Source organism: Faecalibacillus intestinalis (genome assembly GCF_003024685.1).
GTDB lineage: Bacteria > Bacillota_I > Bacilli_A > Erysipelotrichales > Coprobacillaceae > Faecalibacillus > Faecalibacillus intestinalis.
Genome location: NZ_PYLQ01000021.1, coordinates 17,541 through 32,202 on the forward strand (window position 1 = coordinate 17,541; position 14,662 = coordinate 32,202).

The following is a 14,662-nucleotide window of genomic DNA, read 5'->3' on the forward strand; positions in this document are numbered from 1 at the left end:
AATGGATGTGATAATATGACAATTAAACTTTATGACAAAGATGCTTATCAGACAATTTTTGAAGCTCAAGTCATAACATGTACAAAAAGAGAAAATGATTATGATATTGTATTAGACCAAACTTTATTTTTTCCTGAAGAAGGTGGTCAAACTTGTGATCATGGTACTTTAAATGATGTTGAAGTCATTGATGTACAAATCATCAATCAAGAAATTCATCATTATACCAACGCTCCTCTTTCAGGAAGTGTTAAAGGAAAGATTGATTTCAATTATCGTTATAATAATATGCAAAATCATAGTGGTGAACATGTTTTATCAGGACTTGTAAAAAGTATGTTTGGTTTTGATAATAGTGGTTTTCATTTAAGTGACCATGAAATTACAACGGATTATAATGGCTTTTTAAATGAACAACAGTTACAGATATTAGAAGCTAAGGCCAATGAAGTGATTTTAAATAACAAAGTCATTCATAGTTTCTATCCAGAGGATGCTGATCTTTATGATTATCGAAGCAAAAAAGAAATCAATGAAGCAATTCGTTTGGTAGAAATCGAAGGTGTAGATTGTTGCGCTTGTTGTGCCCCTCATGTACGTTCAACAAGTGAAATTGGCATGATTAAAATATTAAAAGCTATGAAACATAAAAATGGAATTCGTCTCTATTTTGTATGTGGCCATCGTGCTTTTGTAGATTATCAAGCTAAGCACATACAAGCAATAAATATTTCTCAAAAGCTTTCATTACCACCTGATGACCTTGTAAAAGGTATTGATCAACTTTTAAACGAAAACAATCAATTAAAACAAGAACTTTCAAACTTAAAAAAACAAATAATTGATCAACAAGTACAATCATTGCCTCAGCAAGATCATTATTTAATTTTTACTAATGATCTAGATCGTTCTTTACAACAATATTATTTAAATCAATTATTTCCATTGTGTTCTAATTATGTAGCTATTTTTGTAGGAAAAGATGAAAATTATCGTTTTATGATTGCAAGTAACAATGACTCTAGAGAGCTTTTAAATAAGTTAAAAAGTCACTTTGAAATCAAAGGCGGCGGTAAAGCAAATATGGTTCAAGGACAAATCAAAGGAAATCAAAAAACAATACAAGATATTTTAGAGAATAACTAAGGTTATTCTTTTTTGTTGTAACCGCTTTCTTATATAAAGAAATCATTGTATAATATAAATAGTTATATAAGAAAGGGGAATGTCTATGAATTTATATCACTCAAATAATATTGGAAATGTAGCTGTTTTAGGACATCTTGGTTCAGGAAAAACAAGCGTTATTGAAGCCATGGCAAAACGTGCAGGAATTTCTCAACAAATAGGAACTATTAGTCAAGGAACAACTATTTCTGACTATGACGTTGAAGAAATTAAACGTCAATCTTCAATTAATTTATCACTTATTCCCTTAGAATGGGATCATTGTAAAATTAATTTATTAGATACTCCTGGTAATTTTGATTATGTAGGAGAAGTAGAAGCTGCTTTACACGTTGCAGAATCAGCTGTCATTGTTGTTCCTTCTTATAGGGATATCAGTATTGGTACAAAGCAAGCCATGTTTAGAGCAAAAGATAAAGCTAAAATTATTTATATTAATGGCTTAGATAATCCAGATGCCAATTATAAAGAAAAATTAAATCAATTAAAAAAAGCCTATGGTAAAGGAATTGCACCAATTCAAGTTCCTATCATGGATCATGATAAAATGATAGGTTATATTAACGTAGCTAAAATGGAAGGTCGTATTTTTAAAGGAGAACATACAGAACCTTTCCCTATTCCTGAAGATATGATGGATGAAGTTATGCCTGTCAAAGAAATGATTGATGAAGCTGTCGCTAATACAAATGATGATTTATTAGAAAAATTTCTAAATGAAGAACCTTTTACTAAAGAAGAAATTTCTTGGGCTTTACGTCAAGGAGTTATGAATCAAACATTGATTCCTGTTTTATGTGGAACAAGTAATATTGGTATTCAAATTTTATTAAATTCAATGGTTGCTTTCTTCCCTGCTGCAGGTGATACATGTAATTCTATCATTGTAGAAAATATTGATACACATGAAGAAGATATCATCGGTTTTAACGAAAGTCTACCACCTTCTTTATTCATTTTTAAAACAATTGTTGATCCTTTTGTAGGAAGAGAATCACTTTTTAAAGTTTGTACAGGTCATATTCAAACAGGAATGTCTTTATTAAATGTCAATAAAAATGAAGTTGAAAAAGTGAATAAACTTTACATAAAAAGAGGAAAAGAACTTATTGAAGTTGATGAATTATGTGCTGGTGATATTGGATGTATGACAAAGCTTTCTCATTCTTCAACAAATGATACTTTATGTACATTAGATTATCGTATGAAATACCAATCTATTCATTTTTCTAAACCATATTATGGTAAAGCTATTCAACCTATTGGTAAAGCAAATGAAGAAAAGATTGCTAGTGGTATTACAAGATTATTAGAAGAAGACCAAACTCTAAAATTTGAAAATAATCATGAAACAAAACAACAATGTATTTATGGTATTGGAGATATTCATTTAGAAAGTGTTGTTGCTAAATTAAAATCTAAATTTAAAATTGATGTTAAATTAAGTGATATGAAAGTTTCTTATCGTGAAACAATTCGTAAAAGTTATACTCAACGTACAAAGTTTAAAAAACAATCAGGTGGTCATGGTCAATATGGTGAAGTAGAAATTCTTTTTGAACCAACAAAAGATTATAGTCAATCTTATATATTTAAAGAAAAAGTATTTGGTGGGGCTGTCCCAAAAGCTTATTTCCCTGCTGTTGAAAAAGGATTGATTGAAAGTGTTAAAGAAGGAGTTATTGGTCATTATCCTGTTTTAGGTATACAAGCTACTTTATTAGATGGTTCTTATCATAGTGTAGATTCAAGTGAACAAGCTTTTAAAACAGCAACTATGATGTGTTTTAAAGAAGCGATGAAACATCTTGATCCATGTTTATTAGAACCTTATGTCATTTTAAATATTTATATTGATGAAGAATATTTAGGTGATTTGATGTCACATGTTAATAAAAAACGTGGTAAAGTCCTTGAAACTGATAGTTTAGACGATGGTTTAATCAAACTTGTTTGTCGTATTCCTCAAGTAGAAATATTAGAATTTGCGATTGATTTACGTTCTATTACTCAAGGTCAAGGGTTATATGATTATCATTTTGATGGTTATGAAATTGTTAATGATGATTTAGTAGAAAGATTATTGAAAAAATAAAACTTGATAAAGGTATTTAAGAAGTCCTGAGGGACTTCTTTTTTTGGACTATTTGTCCATTGAAAGGAGGAAAATAGAAAGATAAAATAATAAAAAAGAAGTCTATCCAGTAGGAAGTTTTGTGTTCTATACGGGAGATGAAGAATGGAACTTGCCAGAAACATTGAAAAGTATACCATCAGAGATGGAACCTTATATCAATGATTGGAGACTACCTGTTATCGACCTTAAAACAATGGATGCAAGAAAGCTTATGAATCGAAGATTAAGAGATGTCGTAGAAATTAATCAAAGTATGTTTGCAGGAAGTTATGAAGGATTAAGAGAAAATCGTAAAATTGAAACAGAAAGCTTCGTGATGGCAGCTACATTTACACGTACAAATATTAGAAGAGAAGATTTACCAGAAGGAGATGAAATCAATATGTGTAAGGCAATGGATCAATTATTTCAAAAATTTGAAAATCAAGGAATTGAAAAAGGAAAACTCAATACTTTAAAAGAACAACTTAAAGTGAAACTAGGAACTTTATCAAGTCCTTTAGAAAAACAACTCACAAATACATCGCTAGAAAAATTAAATGTTCTTACATTAAATATCTTTAACATCAATAGTGAAGAAGATGTTTTAAAAATTATTCATTAAAAAAGAGAGTATGCTTTGTACTCTCTTATTTTTCATTTACATATTGTTTGAAAATTCTTCCTCTTTCTTCATAACCCTTGAATTCATCAAATGAACTTGTTGATGGAGAAAGTAAGATGATATCTCCTGGTTCACTTATTTCAAATGCTTTATTAACAGCATCTTTTAAAGTTTTTTCATAATAAGCATCTTGATGATGCATATCTTCTTTAAAACGTTTACCTGCTGCTCCAAAAGTCACGAGCTTTTTAATACATGAATTATAAGTAGACATTTCTTGTAAGTCTAATCCTTTATCAAAACCACCCATTAATAGAATAACTGGTTGTTTAAAAGCTTTTAAAGCAATAATACTTGCATCTGTATTTGTTGCTTTAGAATCATTATAAACTCTAACACCATTATATTCTCTAACGAATTCAATACGATGTTCAACCCCTTTAAAATGACTCACAACATCTTTAATCACTCGAGGACTTACTCCAGCAACTAAACAAATAGTAGTCGCAATCATAATATTTTGGACATTATGATCTCCTACAATCTTAATATCCTTTAAATCAATAATATGTTCCCCTCTAAAATAAATCGCTTGATCAATAATGCTACAATCAGCTGGTTTATTTAAAGATTGTGTTAAAACACAACAATAAACATGATATCTTTGTAAATATTCTTGTAAAGTTTCATCATCAATATTATTAACAAAAACTTCATCATCACTTTCACAATTTTCATAAATACGCATCTTAGAAGCATAATATTCATCTAATGAAGCCATATAATCTAAATGATCTGGTGTTAAATTAATAACAGTTGAAATTTCTGGTCTAAATTTATCAATATCTAGTAATTGGAAATTAGACATTTCAATAACAATATAATGATTTTCTTCTTCTAATAAATTATTTTCTAAAACAACATCACATAAAGGTTTACCAATATTACCCGCAAAATGAACATGTTCATATTGTGCTTTTAATATTTCATAAATCAAAGTAACAGTTGTTGTTTTACCATTTGTACCTGTAACAGCAATATAATGTTGTTTCTTAGCTACTTGATATGCTAACTCAATTTCTGTATAAACAGGAATACCTCTTTCTTTTAATCTTAAAATAAAAGGTTTATGATAATTAATTCCTGGATTTTTAACAACAAAATCAAAGTCTCTTTCAAAAAGCTCATCAGGATGTCCCCCTGCTACAATTTCAATTCCTGCATCTAAATATGCTTGATATCCTTCAATCTTTTCTAATTCTTTTCCTTCATTGATTGTAATTGTTGCATTTAACTTTTGTAATAACTTAACTGCTGCCTTACCACTTCTAGCAAGACCAATCACTAAAACCTTTTTCCCTGTTAACATTTTACATAACTCCTATCACAATAGCGATAATACCACAAATAAATCCAATAAACCAAAATGAAATCGTTACTTGTTGTTCAGACCAACCTAACATTTCAAAATGATGATGAATTGGTGCCATTTTAAAGACACGTTTTCCTCTTGTTTTAAAAGAAACAACTTGAATAATTACTGATAAAGTTTCCATTAAGAAGACACCACCAACAACAATTAACAATAATTCTTGTTTTGTTAGGATTGCTAAAATAGCTAAAAATCCACCAAGTCCAAGAGAACCTACATCTCCCATAAAAATACGTGCAGGATGATAGTTAAAATACATAAATCCAAGTAATGCTCCAACCATTGCTGTAGCATAACTTGCAATCGTATAATCTTTAATCATAATAGCATAGATGATAAATGGTGCAATTGCAACCATTGAAAGACCTGTCGCAAGACCATCCAAACCATCAGATAAATTAACACCATTACTTTCACCGGTAAACATAATAAATACTAAAACAGCATAGAACCAACCAAAATCAATATTTACTTTCACAATTGGAATAGTCACTTCTGTTGTAAAACCAGGTACAAAATTTTCTAGATACAAATAACATCCTACTGCCAAAATAGCTTGCATCAAGAATTTTTGCCATGCTTTCAATCCTTCATTTTGATGTTTTAAAATAATTAAAGCATCATCAATAAATCCAATTAAACTATAACCTACTAAAACAATTGTAATTAAAATCAAATTAGGATTTGTTATATTTTTATAATTTACAACAAACGCTGCAATCACTGCCGCTAAAACAAAAACAACACCACCCATTGTAGGTGTTCCACCTTTTTTCTTATGTGATTCTAATCCCTCTTCTCTTTCTACTTGTCCAAATTTCATTTTATGTAGAAATGGGATGACTTTAGGCATTGCAAGTAAAACTAATAAAAGTCCAATACCAAATGCCAACATTAACTTTATAAAGTTTTCCATAAACTTCATTCCCCTTCACTCTTTATTTCTTTTACACTATACCACACTTTTTTATCTCCTTCAAATTTCTAAAAAAAACGTTCTCTTTTTTTGAAAATTATCGTTTTTCTTATAAAAACACGTTAGAATTCACTTATTTTTATTTTTATTAATAAGGGGAAAATTATAAGAGAAAACAACACAAGTATGGAAAATCTTTACAAATTAGATGGTAAAGTTCCAATTTTAAAAGCAATTCTTTTTGGATTGAAGCATATCTTAGCAATGTTTGTTGCTAACCTTTCACCAATTACTTTAATTGGTCTTGCATCTAGTTTAAAACAAACAGAAATTGCATTTTTATTACAAAATGCAATGTTTATTGCAGGAATTGTAACTTTAATTCAATTATATCCTATTTGGAAAATCGGTTCACGTTTACCTATTGTTATGAGTGTCAACTTTAATTTTGTAGCTATCTTAACCTATGTAGGTGCTACTTATGGTTATGCAAGTGCCATGGATGCAGTTTTAATAGGTGGACTAATTGAAGGGTGTTTAGGACTACTTGCACGTTATTGAAAAAAAATTATTACACCAATCGTTGCTGCATCTGTTGTTACGTCCATTGATTTTTCACTTTTTTCTGTTGGAACACGTTCTTTTGGTGGAGGTTACAGTGAAAGTTTTGGCTCTGCTAAAAATTTACTTTTAGGGATTATCACTTTAGCAGCTTGTTTATTATTTAATATTTTTGCAAAATCATATAGCCAACAATTATCTGTTTTATTTTGTTTAATTGTTGGCAATATTCTTGCTATTTTTATGGGAAAAGTAGATTTATCTGTTATTTTTAATGGTGGATTGATTGCTTTATCTCATCTACTTCCTTTTAAAATGAAGTTTGATCTTGGCGCGATTATCGCTGTCGTCGTTATTTTCTTAGTTTCAGCTACTGAAACGATTGGTGATACCTCAGCCCTTGTAAACTCAGGATTAAATCGTGAAGTTACAGAAGAAGAAATTTCTGATTCTTTAGCTTGTGATGGGTTTTGTAGTTCTATTTCATCATTATTTGGTTGTCCACCGATTACTTCTTTTAGTCAAAATGTTGGTTTAATCAATATAACAAAAGTCGTCAATCGTTTTACGATTGCTACAGGAGCTATTTGTATGATCTTAGTTGGTTTACTTCCACCTATTGGTAATTTCTTTTCATCATTGCCTGAATCTGTTTTAGGTGGTGGTACAATTATGATGTTTGGTACTATTCTTACAAGTGGAATTGAAATGATTGCTAAAGCTGGATTTAATCAAAGAAATGTAACAATTGTTGCTTTATCATTAGCTGTTGGAATTGGATTTACTTCAGGAACAGAAGCTGATATTTGGCATATTTTTCCAAAAATCATTCAAGATGTTTTTGCTGGAAATTGCGTTGCTGTTGTTTTTGTTGTTTCAATTATTCTAAGTCTTGTTTTACCTAAAGATATGAATATTAAAAAGATAAAATAAAAATACGCTTTTGCGTATTTTTATTATTGAATCGTTCCAATTTCAAGTGATTTGATTTTTTCAACAATCATATCCATTGCTGTACCTTCATCTTCACCTTCTACAACAATTTCAATTTTTGCCTTATGAGGAATTCCAAGAGACAAAACACCCATTAAAGACTTCATATTTACTGATTTTTCATTATAATTGAGCGTCACATGACTTTTATAAAGTTTGACCGCATCCACTAATTCAGTAGCTGGAGAAGCATAAAGACCTACAGGATTTGTAATTTCAATATTCACTTTTTTTGCCATAATAATCTCCCCTTTTCTATATATTTATTATAGCACGTTTTTACTGATTTGATTTACCTTTTTTCAATAATAACAACATATGGCGAATTGTTTTTATTCATCATCTCAAACTTTGCTACATTATATAGTTTATGATCTAAAGAACGAAAATATGCATCCAAATTTGTACTTTCTTTCCCTTGATCATGTCCAATATAAACAACCACATGCAAACATCCACCTTTGACTAAATGTTCCAAAGCTTTTTCTATTGTTTTTAAGGTTGTTTCATACTGTGTTACACATTCATGATTGCCACCTGGTAAATAACCTAGATTAAAAATTCCAACCTCAAAATCTTGAACATCTTCATCAAAGTATTCATGACTTTTTAAAAATAAAGTAATATTCTTTTTTCTCTTTACTAATTCTTTTGTATTATTTAACGCTAATGATTGAATATCATAACTATAAACATGATGACAATAATCACTTAAAAACAGTGTATCATGACCATTTCCCATCGTAAAATCAATCCCGTTTTGATATTTATGTTTTTTTATCCTTTGATGTACAAACTCAATCATAGATTCCATTTTCTTCACCTCTTATTTTTTACCATAAAATTCTTTTGGACAATCCACCTTAAATTCATATTTCTTTTTAGTAACAGGATGAATAAAACCAAATGCATGTGCATGTAATCCAAGCCTTCTCAGTGGATTCGTTGTTGCTCCATATTTCTTATCGCCAACAATTGGATGATGAATATTTGATAATTGAACTCTGATTTGATTTTTTCTACCTGTATCTAATTGTATTTCTAAAAGGGTTTGGTTTTTTATTTCTTTAATAGCTTTATAATGCGTAATCGCAAGTTTCCCTTTTTCTTTACTTGTAACATAAACTTGTTGACTTCTACTTTCTGCCAAATAGTTTTTTAATGTTCCATTTTTTAAGCCTTTACCTTCTACTAAAGCCATATAGCCTCTTAAATAAACAATTTTATTCCAATCTTTTTGTAATAAATCTCTTATTTTTTCATTTTTACAAAACATTAAAACACCAGATGTTTCTCGATCTAAACGATGAACAATAAATACTTTTTGTTTTCTGTCTTGTTTTTTTAAATATTCACTTACATAATGATAAGCTGTTTTTTCTTTTTCTTTACCATCTGACATGCTTAATAAACCAGAAGGTTTATTGATTACAACAAATTCTTGATCTTCATATAAAATCTCTAATGAAGATGTATTTTCTTTTTTGATTTCTACTTGGTCATTTTCATGTAATAAATAATCAAACTGACTAATTTGTTGGTTATTTACATAAACTTGTTTATATTTTAATAAGTTTTTAGCATTTTTGCGATTATAAGATAATAACAGATAATCCATTAATAACATTTCTTTTTTTACTTTCATTTTTTTCTCCTAAAAAAATGCAAAGAAATCTTTGCATTTTACATTCTTACAATATTTTGTGAATTCAATAAAACAAGTATTGATTCTAAAATATAAATTAAACAAGCTACCCACCAAGAAATAAATGAAATAACTGCTAATAATACAACAAGCAAGCTAATCACAATCCCAATAAAAGTATTTCCAATATTAATACTCTTTTGTTTTCTAGCTATTTTTAATAAATCAATAATTGTATCAAAATTAGAATCCGTCAACATAATATCACTATTACGTTGTACTTTTTCATTATGCACACCACCACGAGAAATGGCAACAGAAGCCTTTTGAAGTAAAGCAATATCTTTATCACAATCTCCAATATAAGCAACAGGTCCAGCAACAAGTGTTTTATCCATAACTTTTAATTTTTGTTCAACACTATAATTGTTATAAATTGTATATTCATCATTTTCTAAATCAACCGGTCCGTCATTAAAAATAATCAATGATTTATGTAATCCTTTGATTTTTTCAAAAAGATCCATTTCTTCTTCTGTTGTTTCAATACCATCAAAACGATCATAGATAATTGTTGTACATGTATTTAAATCATCCAACCCGCTATTTTCTTTAATCGCAATTTTTTTAGAGAATGCTTTAGCTATTCCCGCAAGTAAAGTAAAGGATGCTCCTTGAACATAGGCAAAACTTCCAGAAACAGTCAACATAATAATTCCTAAATACATATATTTTAAATTATCTGTTAAATTTATTAATGGTAAAACAACACAGCATACTAAACCAACAATAATTAAAGCTTTAGAATAAACATCAGAAACTTTAAAAATAATTTTTTCTGTATGTGATGAAGACATTGGTGCATTCATCGCAATATCTAAAACTTTAGACATTGCTGAATCTTCATATAAAGCTGTTGTTTTTACATGTAAATATCCTTCTGTAACAACAGTTCCACTATAAACTTCATTTCCAATTTTAGATTTAATACATACATCACTACCATCAATGGCATAAACATCCAATTTAGCATTTCCCTTAATAATTTTACCACCTAAAGGAATGGTTTCACCCTCATTGATAACGATAACATCTCCAATATCAAAGTTACCTAAAGGAATCATTTCTTCTTTTCCTTTACGTAACCTTCTTCCTAAGTTTTGATGCGCTACTAAATCATCGATCTTTTCCATAGACCATTGTGTTACTTGCATAATCAATTGTTTACCAGCTTGATACATGATAGAAACGACCAACGCTTCAATAAATGCTCCATAGATCCATCCCATAAAACAAGCTAATAAAAAGATATTATTTTCTGATAAATAATTTTTTAACTGTAAATCTCTTTTAGCTTCAACAAGTACTTTTTCATTACAAATAAGTAAAGCTATCATCCATCCTACATAAGTTAAAAATGAAGTATCTCCAAAAGTAACCAATCCAAGTGCAATACCTACACATAATAAAGCAATTCTTGCATACTTTTGTACATATTTTTCATTAAATAAATCTTGTGATTTAAAAGGCTTTTTCCATTGTTCTACTTGTATTTCAGGATTAACATTTTCAACAATACGTGAAATACGAGGTAATGCTTTTGCTGAAGTTGTTAATGTTAAAAGTTTGTTTTGAAAATCTAATTGAACATTTTCATAAACACTATATTTAGAAAGAATGTTTTGTATTTCGTGTGCATCTTTTTCACTTTCCAAATTCGTAAACATGAAGATTTTTTCTACTTTTGCTTGATTAGAAACATACTCTCTTTTCTTTCGATTGACCATTTCTTGAAGTACATAATCCATCTTTGATTCATCTAAATAGTTTTGTATATTATCTGGTCGTGCACAATTAAACGAAATAGAATCCTTATTTATTTTAATATGTGACACTTCTTGCATACTATTTAACTTTAAAGATAAAGCATTAATATCATCATTACTTACATGATCAATATAATATACACGTTCCATATTCTTTACTCCTTTTTATGCAACTTATTTTATCATACTTCTTATAAAATTCAAAATTCCTACTTTCCTTCATTCGTCTTTTTATGTTTGATAATCAAAAAATTTTGATGGAATTCTTTTTCTGTACAAGATAAAGTGAACTCATCACCATATACTTTATAATAAAGTTGTTCATTTATTTCTCCTTTAATAACACAATCATAGATTGCTCCTTTTTCAAATAAAGTATTTTCTTCTTTTCCAATAATGATGTTCATTGACTTTATACATCTACATAAACATCTTTTCCCTGAATTTGCGATGATAATCACCTCATTTCTTTATTATTGTACATCAGCTTTCTATTTATGACAAACTTCCTTTGAATATGATATAATAAATGATGAATAAGCAAAGGGGGCATTTTATGAAAATAAAAAAATTATTTATTTTTTTTATTTCTACAATTACATGTCTTTTTTGTATTACCGGCTGTTCAAACAATGATTCAAAAAAGGAATCAAAAAAATTACGTGATTCATCTCCACAATTATATTTACCTTCTACCGACTATCAAGTTACTTATCAAGAAAATAACGTAAGTGTTGATGCATCACATACATCTTCAGGATATATTATGGTTAATTATAGTGGACATAATGAAAAAGTTAAAATACAAGTAACCTCTCCTGATCAAAATAATTATACATATCCTGTTACGTATTTAAATCAATTTGTTACATATCCTTTACCAAGAGGAAATGGTACTTATAAAATAACTGTTTTAGAATCCGTTGATCCGACTAAAAATCTCTATGCAACTTGTTTTACACAACAAATAGATGTCTCTTTAGAAAACGAGTATCTACCATTTCTTTATTCTAATTATTATATTTCATTTAATAAAGATTCTCTTTGTGTCAAAAAAGCACGACAACTCGCTAAAAAATGCTACTCATCTTTAGATGTTGTTTCAAATGTTTATAATTACATTATCAAAAATATAAAATATAATAAAGAAAAAGCAAATAATGTACAGTATGGTTATGTTCCTGATCCTGATCAAACATTAAATGATAAAACAGGTATTTGTTTCGACTATGCCTCTTTAACTTGTGCGATGCTTAGGTCTCAAGGAATTCCTACAAAACTCGAAGTAGGTTATGTTGGTGAAGTTTATCATGCCTGGATCAGTTGTTATGTAGACGAAACTGGTTGGATAGACAATATTATTGAATTTGATGGCAAAGACTGGTCTTTATTAGACCCAACTTTAGGAGCGAATAATAAAAGTAAAGATGTAAAAAAATATATCGGTGATGGCAGTAAATATATAGTAAAATATACATATTAGAGGGGATGATATTTATGAATAAAAAGAATGAAGTACTTACAAATTTAGAATTATCTAGCTTTTGTAAACAAATGTCTATGATTTTAAAAGCTGGTATTTCACCAATAGAAGGTATTTCTATGATGATAGAAGATAGTCAAAATAAAAATGAAAAACAGCTTTTAGAAAAAATCTATGAAGATTTAACAATGACATCTTCACTTGCTATATCTTTAAAGAAAACATCTGTTTTTCCTAATTATATGATCCAGATGCTAGAAATCGGTGAAGAAACAGGAAGAAATGATGAAGTTATGGATGCATTGTCTCATCATTATCAAAGAGAAGAAATGATTTTACAAAGTATAAAGAATGCTATTACTTATCCAATGATCATGATTTTGATGATGGTTGTCATTATTGTTATTTTAATGACAAAAGTAATGCCTATTTTTAATCAAGTTTTTCAACAATTAGGTCATGAGATGACTGGATTATCTAAAGGAGTTCTTTTACTTGGAAATACTTTATCTAAGTATGCTGCTGTTTTTATTATTATTTTATTAATTGTAATTGGTTTTATCTTTTATTTATTACACAATAAAAATGGAAAAGAAAAATTTAAAACTATTTTCTATCATTTTAAAGGTATAAAAAATTTATTTCATAAAATATATGCTTGTCGTTTAGCTGGAGGAATGTCTCTTTCTTTAAAAAGTGGGCTCCCTTTTGATCGTTGTATCGAATTATCTAAAGAACTTGTTTATGACAAACATTTTCAAAAAGAAATCAATGATTGCCAAAATCTTTTAGATAAAGGATCGAGTCTAGCAAAATCTTTTCATGATAGTCATATTTTTACTGGTGTTCAATCTAGAATGTTGAATATTGCTGAAAAAGCCGGTCAAGTAGATTCTATTATGGATGATATTGCTGATCAATTAGAAGATGAAATTGATGAAAAAATAAGCTCGTATATTAATATTTTAGAACCAACACTTGTTATTATCCTTTCTATTATTGTTGGAGTTATCTTATTATCTGTCATGTTGCCACTTTTAGGAATTATGTCAAATATATAGGGAGGTACTTTTTATGAGATTCACAAATCAAAAAAGAAATCATCCTTTTAAAAATATTGTTATTTCTGTCATTATTTTTTTAAGTGTTGCTGGTCTATTTAATTATGGTGTTCAATCCATGTCTAAACAATCTATAGATGAACAACAAACCAATTTAGAAACAGCAATTGAAAGATGCGTTAGTCAGTATTATGTTCTTGTTGGTCACTATCCAGAAAGTTTAAATATTTTAGAAAAAGAATACGGTTTAACTTATAATAAGAAAATCTTTTTTGTAGATTATCAAGTGCTCGGTGAAAATATTGCTCCTGATATCGTTGTCATCAGGAAGGAGGGTGCATATGAATAAAAATAAACATGTAATTGATATGATTTTTCCAATTGCTTTATTCTTTGTTTTTATCAGTAGTTGTTTTATTGTTTTAATTCTTTCTTTTCATACGTATAGAAAGACCGTTCAATTAGAACAAAGTAATTATCAAACACGCACTGCTCTATCCTATATTACTCAAAAAATACATCAAAATGATTTGATAGACAGTGTTTCATTACAACAAATTGATCAAAAAGATGTTTTGGTATTAAAGTCATCTTATAGTCAAGGCAAATATACAACTTATCTTTATGAAGATAAGGGGTATTTAAAAGAGTTATTTATTTCTAATCAACTTGAATTTGATAAAGATGATGGTAAAAAAATAATTCCTGTATCACATTTAAAAATGCAACAAATCAATCCTTATTTATACCATTTTTCATGTATTGTAGATCATAAAGAAATTAATACAAATGTTGCAATCCAATCAAAATAAAGGA

Annotated in this window: 14 protein-coding genes and 1 pseudogene; 8 read left to right on the forward strand and 7 right to left on the reverse strand. The window is 28.5% G+C overall.

Annotated elements, in window-relative coordinates; genetic code table 11:
* The first annotated feature begins 15 nt into the window (after positions 1-15).
* The 3 genes from C7U54_RS11860 to C7U54_RS11870 all read left to right on the forward strand — a co-directional run bounded on the left by C7U54_RS11860 (position 16) and on the right by C7U54_RS11870 (position 3,929).
* A complete protein-coding gene (locus C7U54_RS11860) occupies positions 16-1,146 on the forward strand; it encodes an alanyl-tRNA editing protein (protein WP_107030437.1) in 1,131 nt (376 codons plus the stop codon).
* 85 nt (positions 1,147-1,231) lie between these two features.
* Positions 1,232-3,283 carry an elongation factor G gene (locus C7U54_RS11865; protein ID WP_107030438.1) on the forward strand — a complete coding sequence of 684 codons (2,052 nt, stop codon included), beginning with the start codon at positions 1,232-1,234 and terminating at the stop codon, positions 3,281-3,283.
* A 121-nt stretch (positions 3,284-3,404) separates the two neighbouring features.
* A complete protein-coding gene (locus tag C7U54_RS11870; RefSeq protein ID WP_107030439.1) occupies positions 3,405-3,929 on the forward strand; it encodes a DUF4351 domain-containing protein in 525 nt (174 codons plus the stop codon).
* A 25-nt stretch (positions 3,930-3,954) separates the two neighbouring features.
* Here C7U54_RS11870 and murD read toward each other — a convergent pair whose 3' ends face one another.
* A complete protein-coding gene (gene murD / locus C7U54_RS11875; RefSeq protein ID WP_107030440.1) occupies positions 3,955-5,298 on the reverse strand; it encodes a UDP-N-acetylmuramoyl-L-alanine--D-glutamate ligase in 1,344 nt (447 codons plus the stop codon).
* A gap of 1 nt (position 5,299) precedes the next feature.
* On the reverse strand, positions 5,300-6,277 hold the full coding sequence (mraY, locus tag C7U54_RS11880; protein WP_032089521.1) for a phospho-N-acetylmuramoyl-pentapeptide-transferase: 978 nt from the start codon (positions 6,275-6,277) through the stop codon (positions 5,300-5,302).
* 186 nt (positions 6,278-6,463) lie between these two features.
* Here mraY and C7U54_RS11885 point away from each other — a divergent pair.
* Positions 6,464-7,771: pseudogene (locus C7U54_RS11885) on the forward strand (uracil-xanthine permease family protein).
* A 23-nt stretch (positions 7,772-7,794) separates the two neighbouring features.
* On the opposite strand, the gene C7U54_RS11890 reads toward C7U54_RS11885, so the two are convergent.
* The 5 genes from C7U54_RS11890 to C7U54_RS11910 are packed head-to-tail and all read right to left on the reverse strand — an operon-like array spanning position 7,795 to position 11,709.
* Complete coding sequence (locus tag C7U54_RS11890) at positions 7,795-8,070, reverse strand: HPr family phosphocarrier protein (protein WP_022001414.1); 276 nt, start codon at positions 8,068-8,070, stop codon at positions 7,795-7,797.
* A gap of 53 nt (positions 8,071-8,123) precedes the next feature.
* Complete coding sequence (locus C7U54_RS11895; protein WP_022001415.1) at positions 8,124-8,645, reverse strand: tRNA (mnm(5)s(2)U34)-methyltransferase; 522 nt, start codon at positions 8,643-8,645, stop codon at positions 8,124-8,126.
* Positions 8,646-8,657: 12 nt separating this feature from the next.
* On the reverse strand, positions 8,658-9,476 hold the full coding sequence (locus tag C7U54_RS11900; protein ID WP_022001416.1) for an RluA family pseudouridine synthase: 819 nt from the start codon (positions 9,474-9,476) through the stop codon (positions 8,658-8,660).
* A 38-nt stretch (positions 9,477-9,514) separates the two neighbouring features.
* Positions 9,515-11,452 (reverse strand): P-type ATPase, encoded by a 1,938-nt coding sequence (locus tag C7U54_RS11905; protein WP_022001417.1) that lies wholly within the window; start codon positions 11,450-11,452, stop codon positions 9,515-9,517.
* A gap of 59 nt (positions 11,453-11,511) precedes the next feature.
* On the reverse strand, positions 11,512-11,709 hold the full coding sequence (locus tag C7U54_RS11910; protein WP_022001418.1) for a hypothetical protein: 198 nt from the start codon (positions 11,707-11,709) through the stop codon (positions 11,512-11,514).
* 149 nt (positions 11,710-11,858) lie between these two features.
* On the opposite strand from C7U54_RS11910, the gene C7U54_RS11915 reads away from it, so the two are divergent.
* Genes C7U54_RS11915 through C7U54_RS11930 form a run of 4 tightly spaced genes read left to right on the forward strand, consistent with a single transcriptional unit; the run spans position 11,859 to position 14,658 of the window.
* Positions 11,859-12,785: a transglutaminase-like domain-containing protein gene (locus C7U54_RS11915; protein WP_107030441.1), complete on the forward strand. Its 927-nt coding sequence runs from the start codon at positions 11,859-11,861 to the stop codon at positions 12,783-12,785.
* Positions 12,786-12,799: 14 nt separating this feature from the next.
* On the forward strand, positions 12,800-13,846 hold the full coding sequence (locus tag C7U54_RS11920) for a type II secretion system F family protein (RefSeq protein ID WP_206603620.1): 1,047 nt from the start codon (positions 12,800-12,802) through the stop codon (positions 13,844-13,846).
* A gap of 13 nt (positions 13,847-13,859) precedes the next feature.
* Positions 13,860-14,195: a type II secretion system protein gene (locus tag C7U54_RS11925; protein WP_107030443.1), complete on the forward strand. Its 336-nt coding sequence runs from the start codon at positions 13,860-13,862 to the stop codon at positions 14,193-14,195.
* A complete protein-coding gene (locus C7U54_RS11930; protein ID WP_107030444.1) occupies positions 14,188-14,658 on the forward strand; it encodes a DUF4860 domain-containing protein in 471 nt (156 codons plus the stop codon). The genes C7U54_RS11925 and C7U54_RS11930 overlap by 8 nt, the downstream gene beginning before the upstream one ends.
* The last annotated feature ends 4 nt before the right edge of the window (positions 14,659-14,662 follow it).

What these genes read in the sequence shown, in the direction of transcription:
- C7U54_RS11905 (WP_022001417.1), bottom strand. Translation starts at nt 11,452, where the DNA reads ATGGAACGTGTATATTATATTGATCATGTAAGTAATGATGATATTAAT.
- C7U54_RS11925 (WP_107030443.1), top strand. Translation starts at nt 13,860, where the DNA reads ATGAGATTCACAAATCAAAAAAGAAATCATCCTTTTAAAAATATTGTT.
- C7U54_RS11930 (WP_107030444.1), top strand. Translation starts at nt 14,188, where the DNA reads ATGAATAAAAATAAACATGTAATTGATATGATTTTTCCAATTGCTTTA.
- murD (WP_107030440.1), bottom strand. Translation starts at nt 5,298, where the DNA reads ATGTTAACAGGGAAAAAGGTTTTAGTGATTGGTCTTGCTAGAAGTGGT.
- C7U54_RS11895 (WP_022001415.1), bottom strand. Translation starts at nt 8,645, where the DNA reads ATGGAATCTATGATTGAGTTTGTACATCAAAGGATAAAAAAACATAAA.
- C7U54_RS11920 (WP_206603620.1), top strand. Translation starts at nt 12,800, where the DNA reads ATGAATAAAAAGAATGAAGTACTTACAAATTTAGAATTATCTAGCTTT.
- C7U54_RS11910 (WP_022001418.1), bottom strand. Translation starts at nt 11,709, where the DNA reads ATGAACATCATTATTGGAAAAGAAGAAAATACTTTATTTGAAAAAGGA.
- C7U54_RS11860 (WP_107030437.1), top strand. Translation starts at nt 16, where the DNA reads ATGACAATTAAACTTTATGACAAAGATGCTTATCAGACAATTTTTGAA.
- C7U54_RS11865 (WP_107030438.1), top strand. Translation starts at nt 1,232, where the DNA reads ATGAATTTATATCACTCAAATAATATTGGAAATGTAGCTGTTTTAGGA.
- C7U54_RS11890 (WP_022001414.1), bottom strand. Translation starts at nt 8,070, where the DNA reads ATGGCAAAAAAAGTGAATATTGAAATTACAAATCCTGTAGGTCTTTAT.
- mraY (WP_032089521.1), bottom strand. Translation starts at nt 6,277, where the DNA reads ATGGAAAACTTTATAAAGTTAATGTTGGCATTTGGTATTGGACTTTTA.
- C7U54_RS11900 (WP_022001416.1), bottom strand. Translation starts at nt 9,476, where the DNA reads ATGAAAGTAAAAAAAGAAATGTTATTAATGGATTATCTGTTATTATCT.
- C7U54_RS11915 (WP_107030441.1), top strand. Translation starts at nt 11,859, where the DNA reads ATGAAAATAAAAAAATTATTTATTTTTTTTATTTCTACAATTACATGT.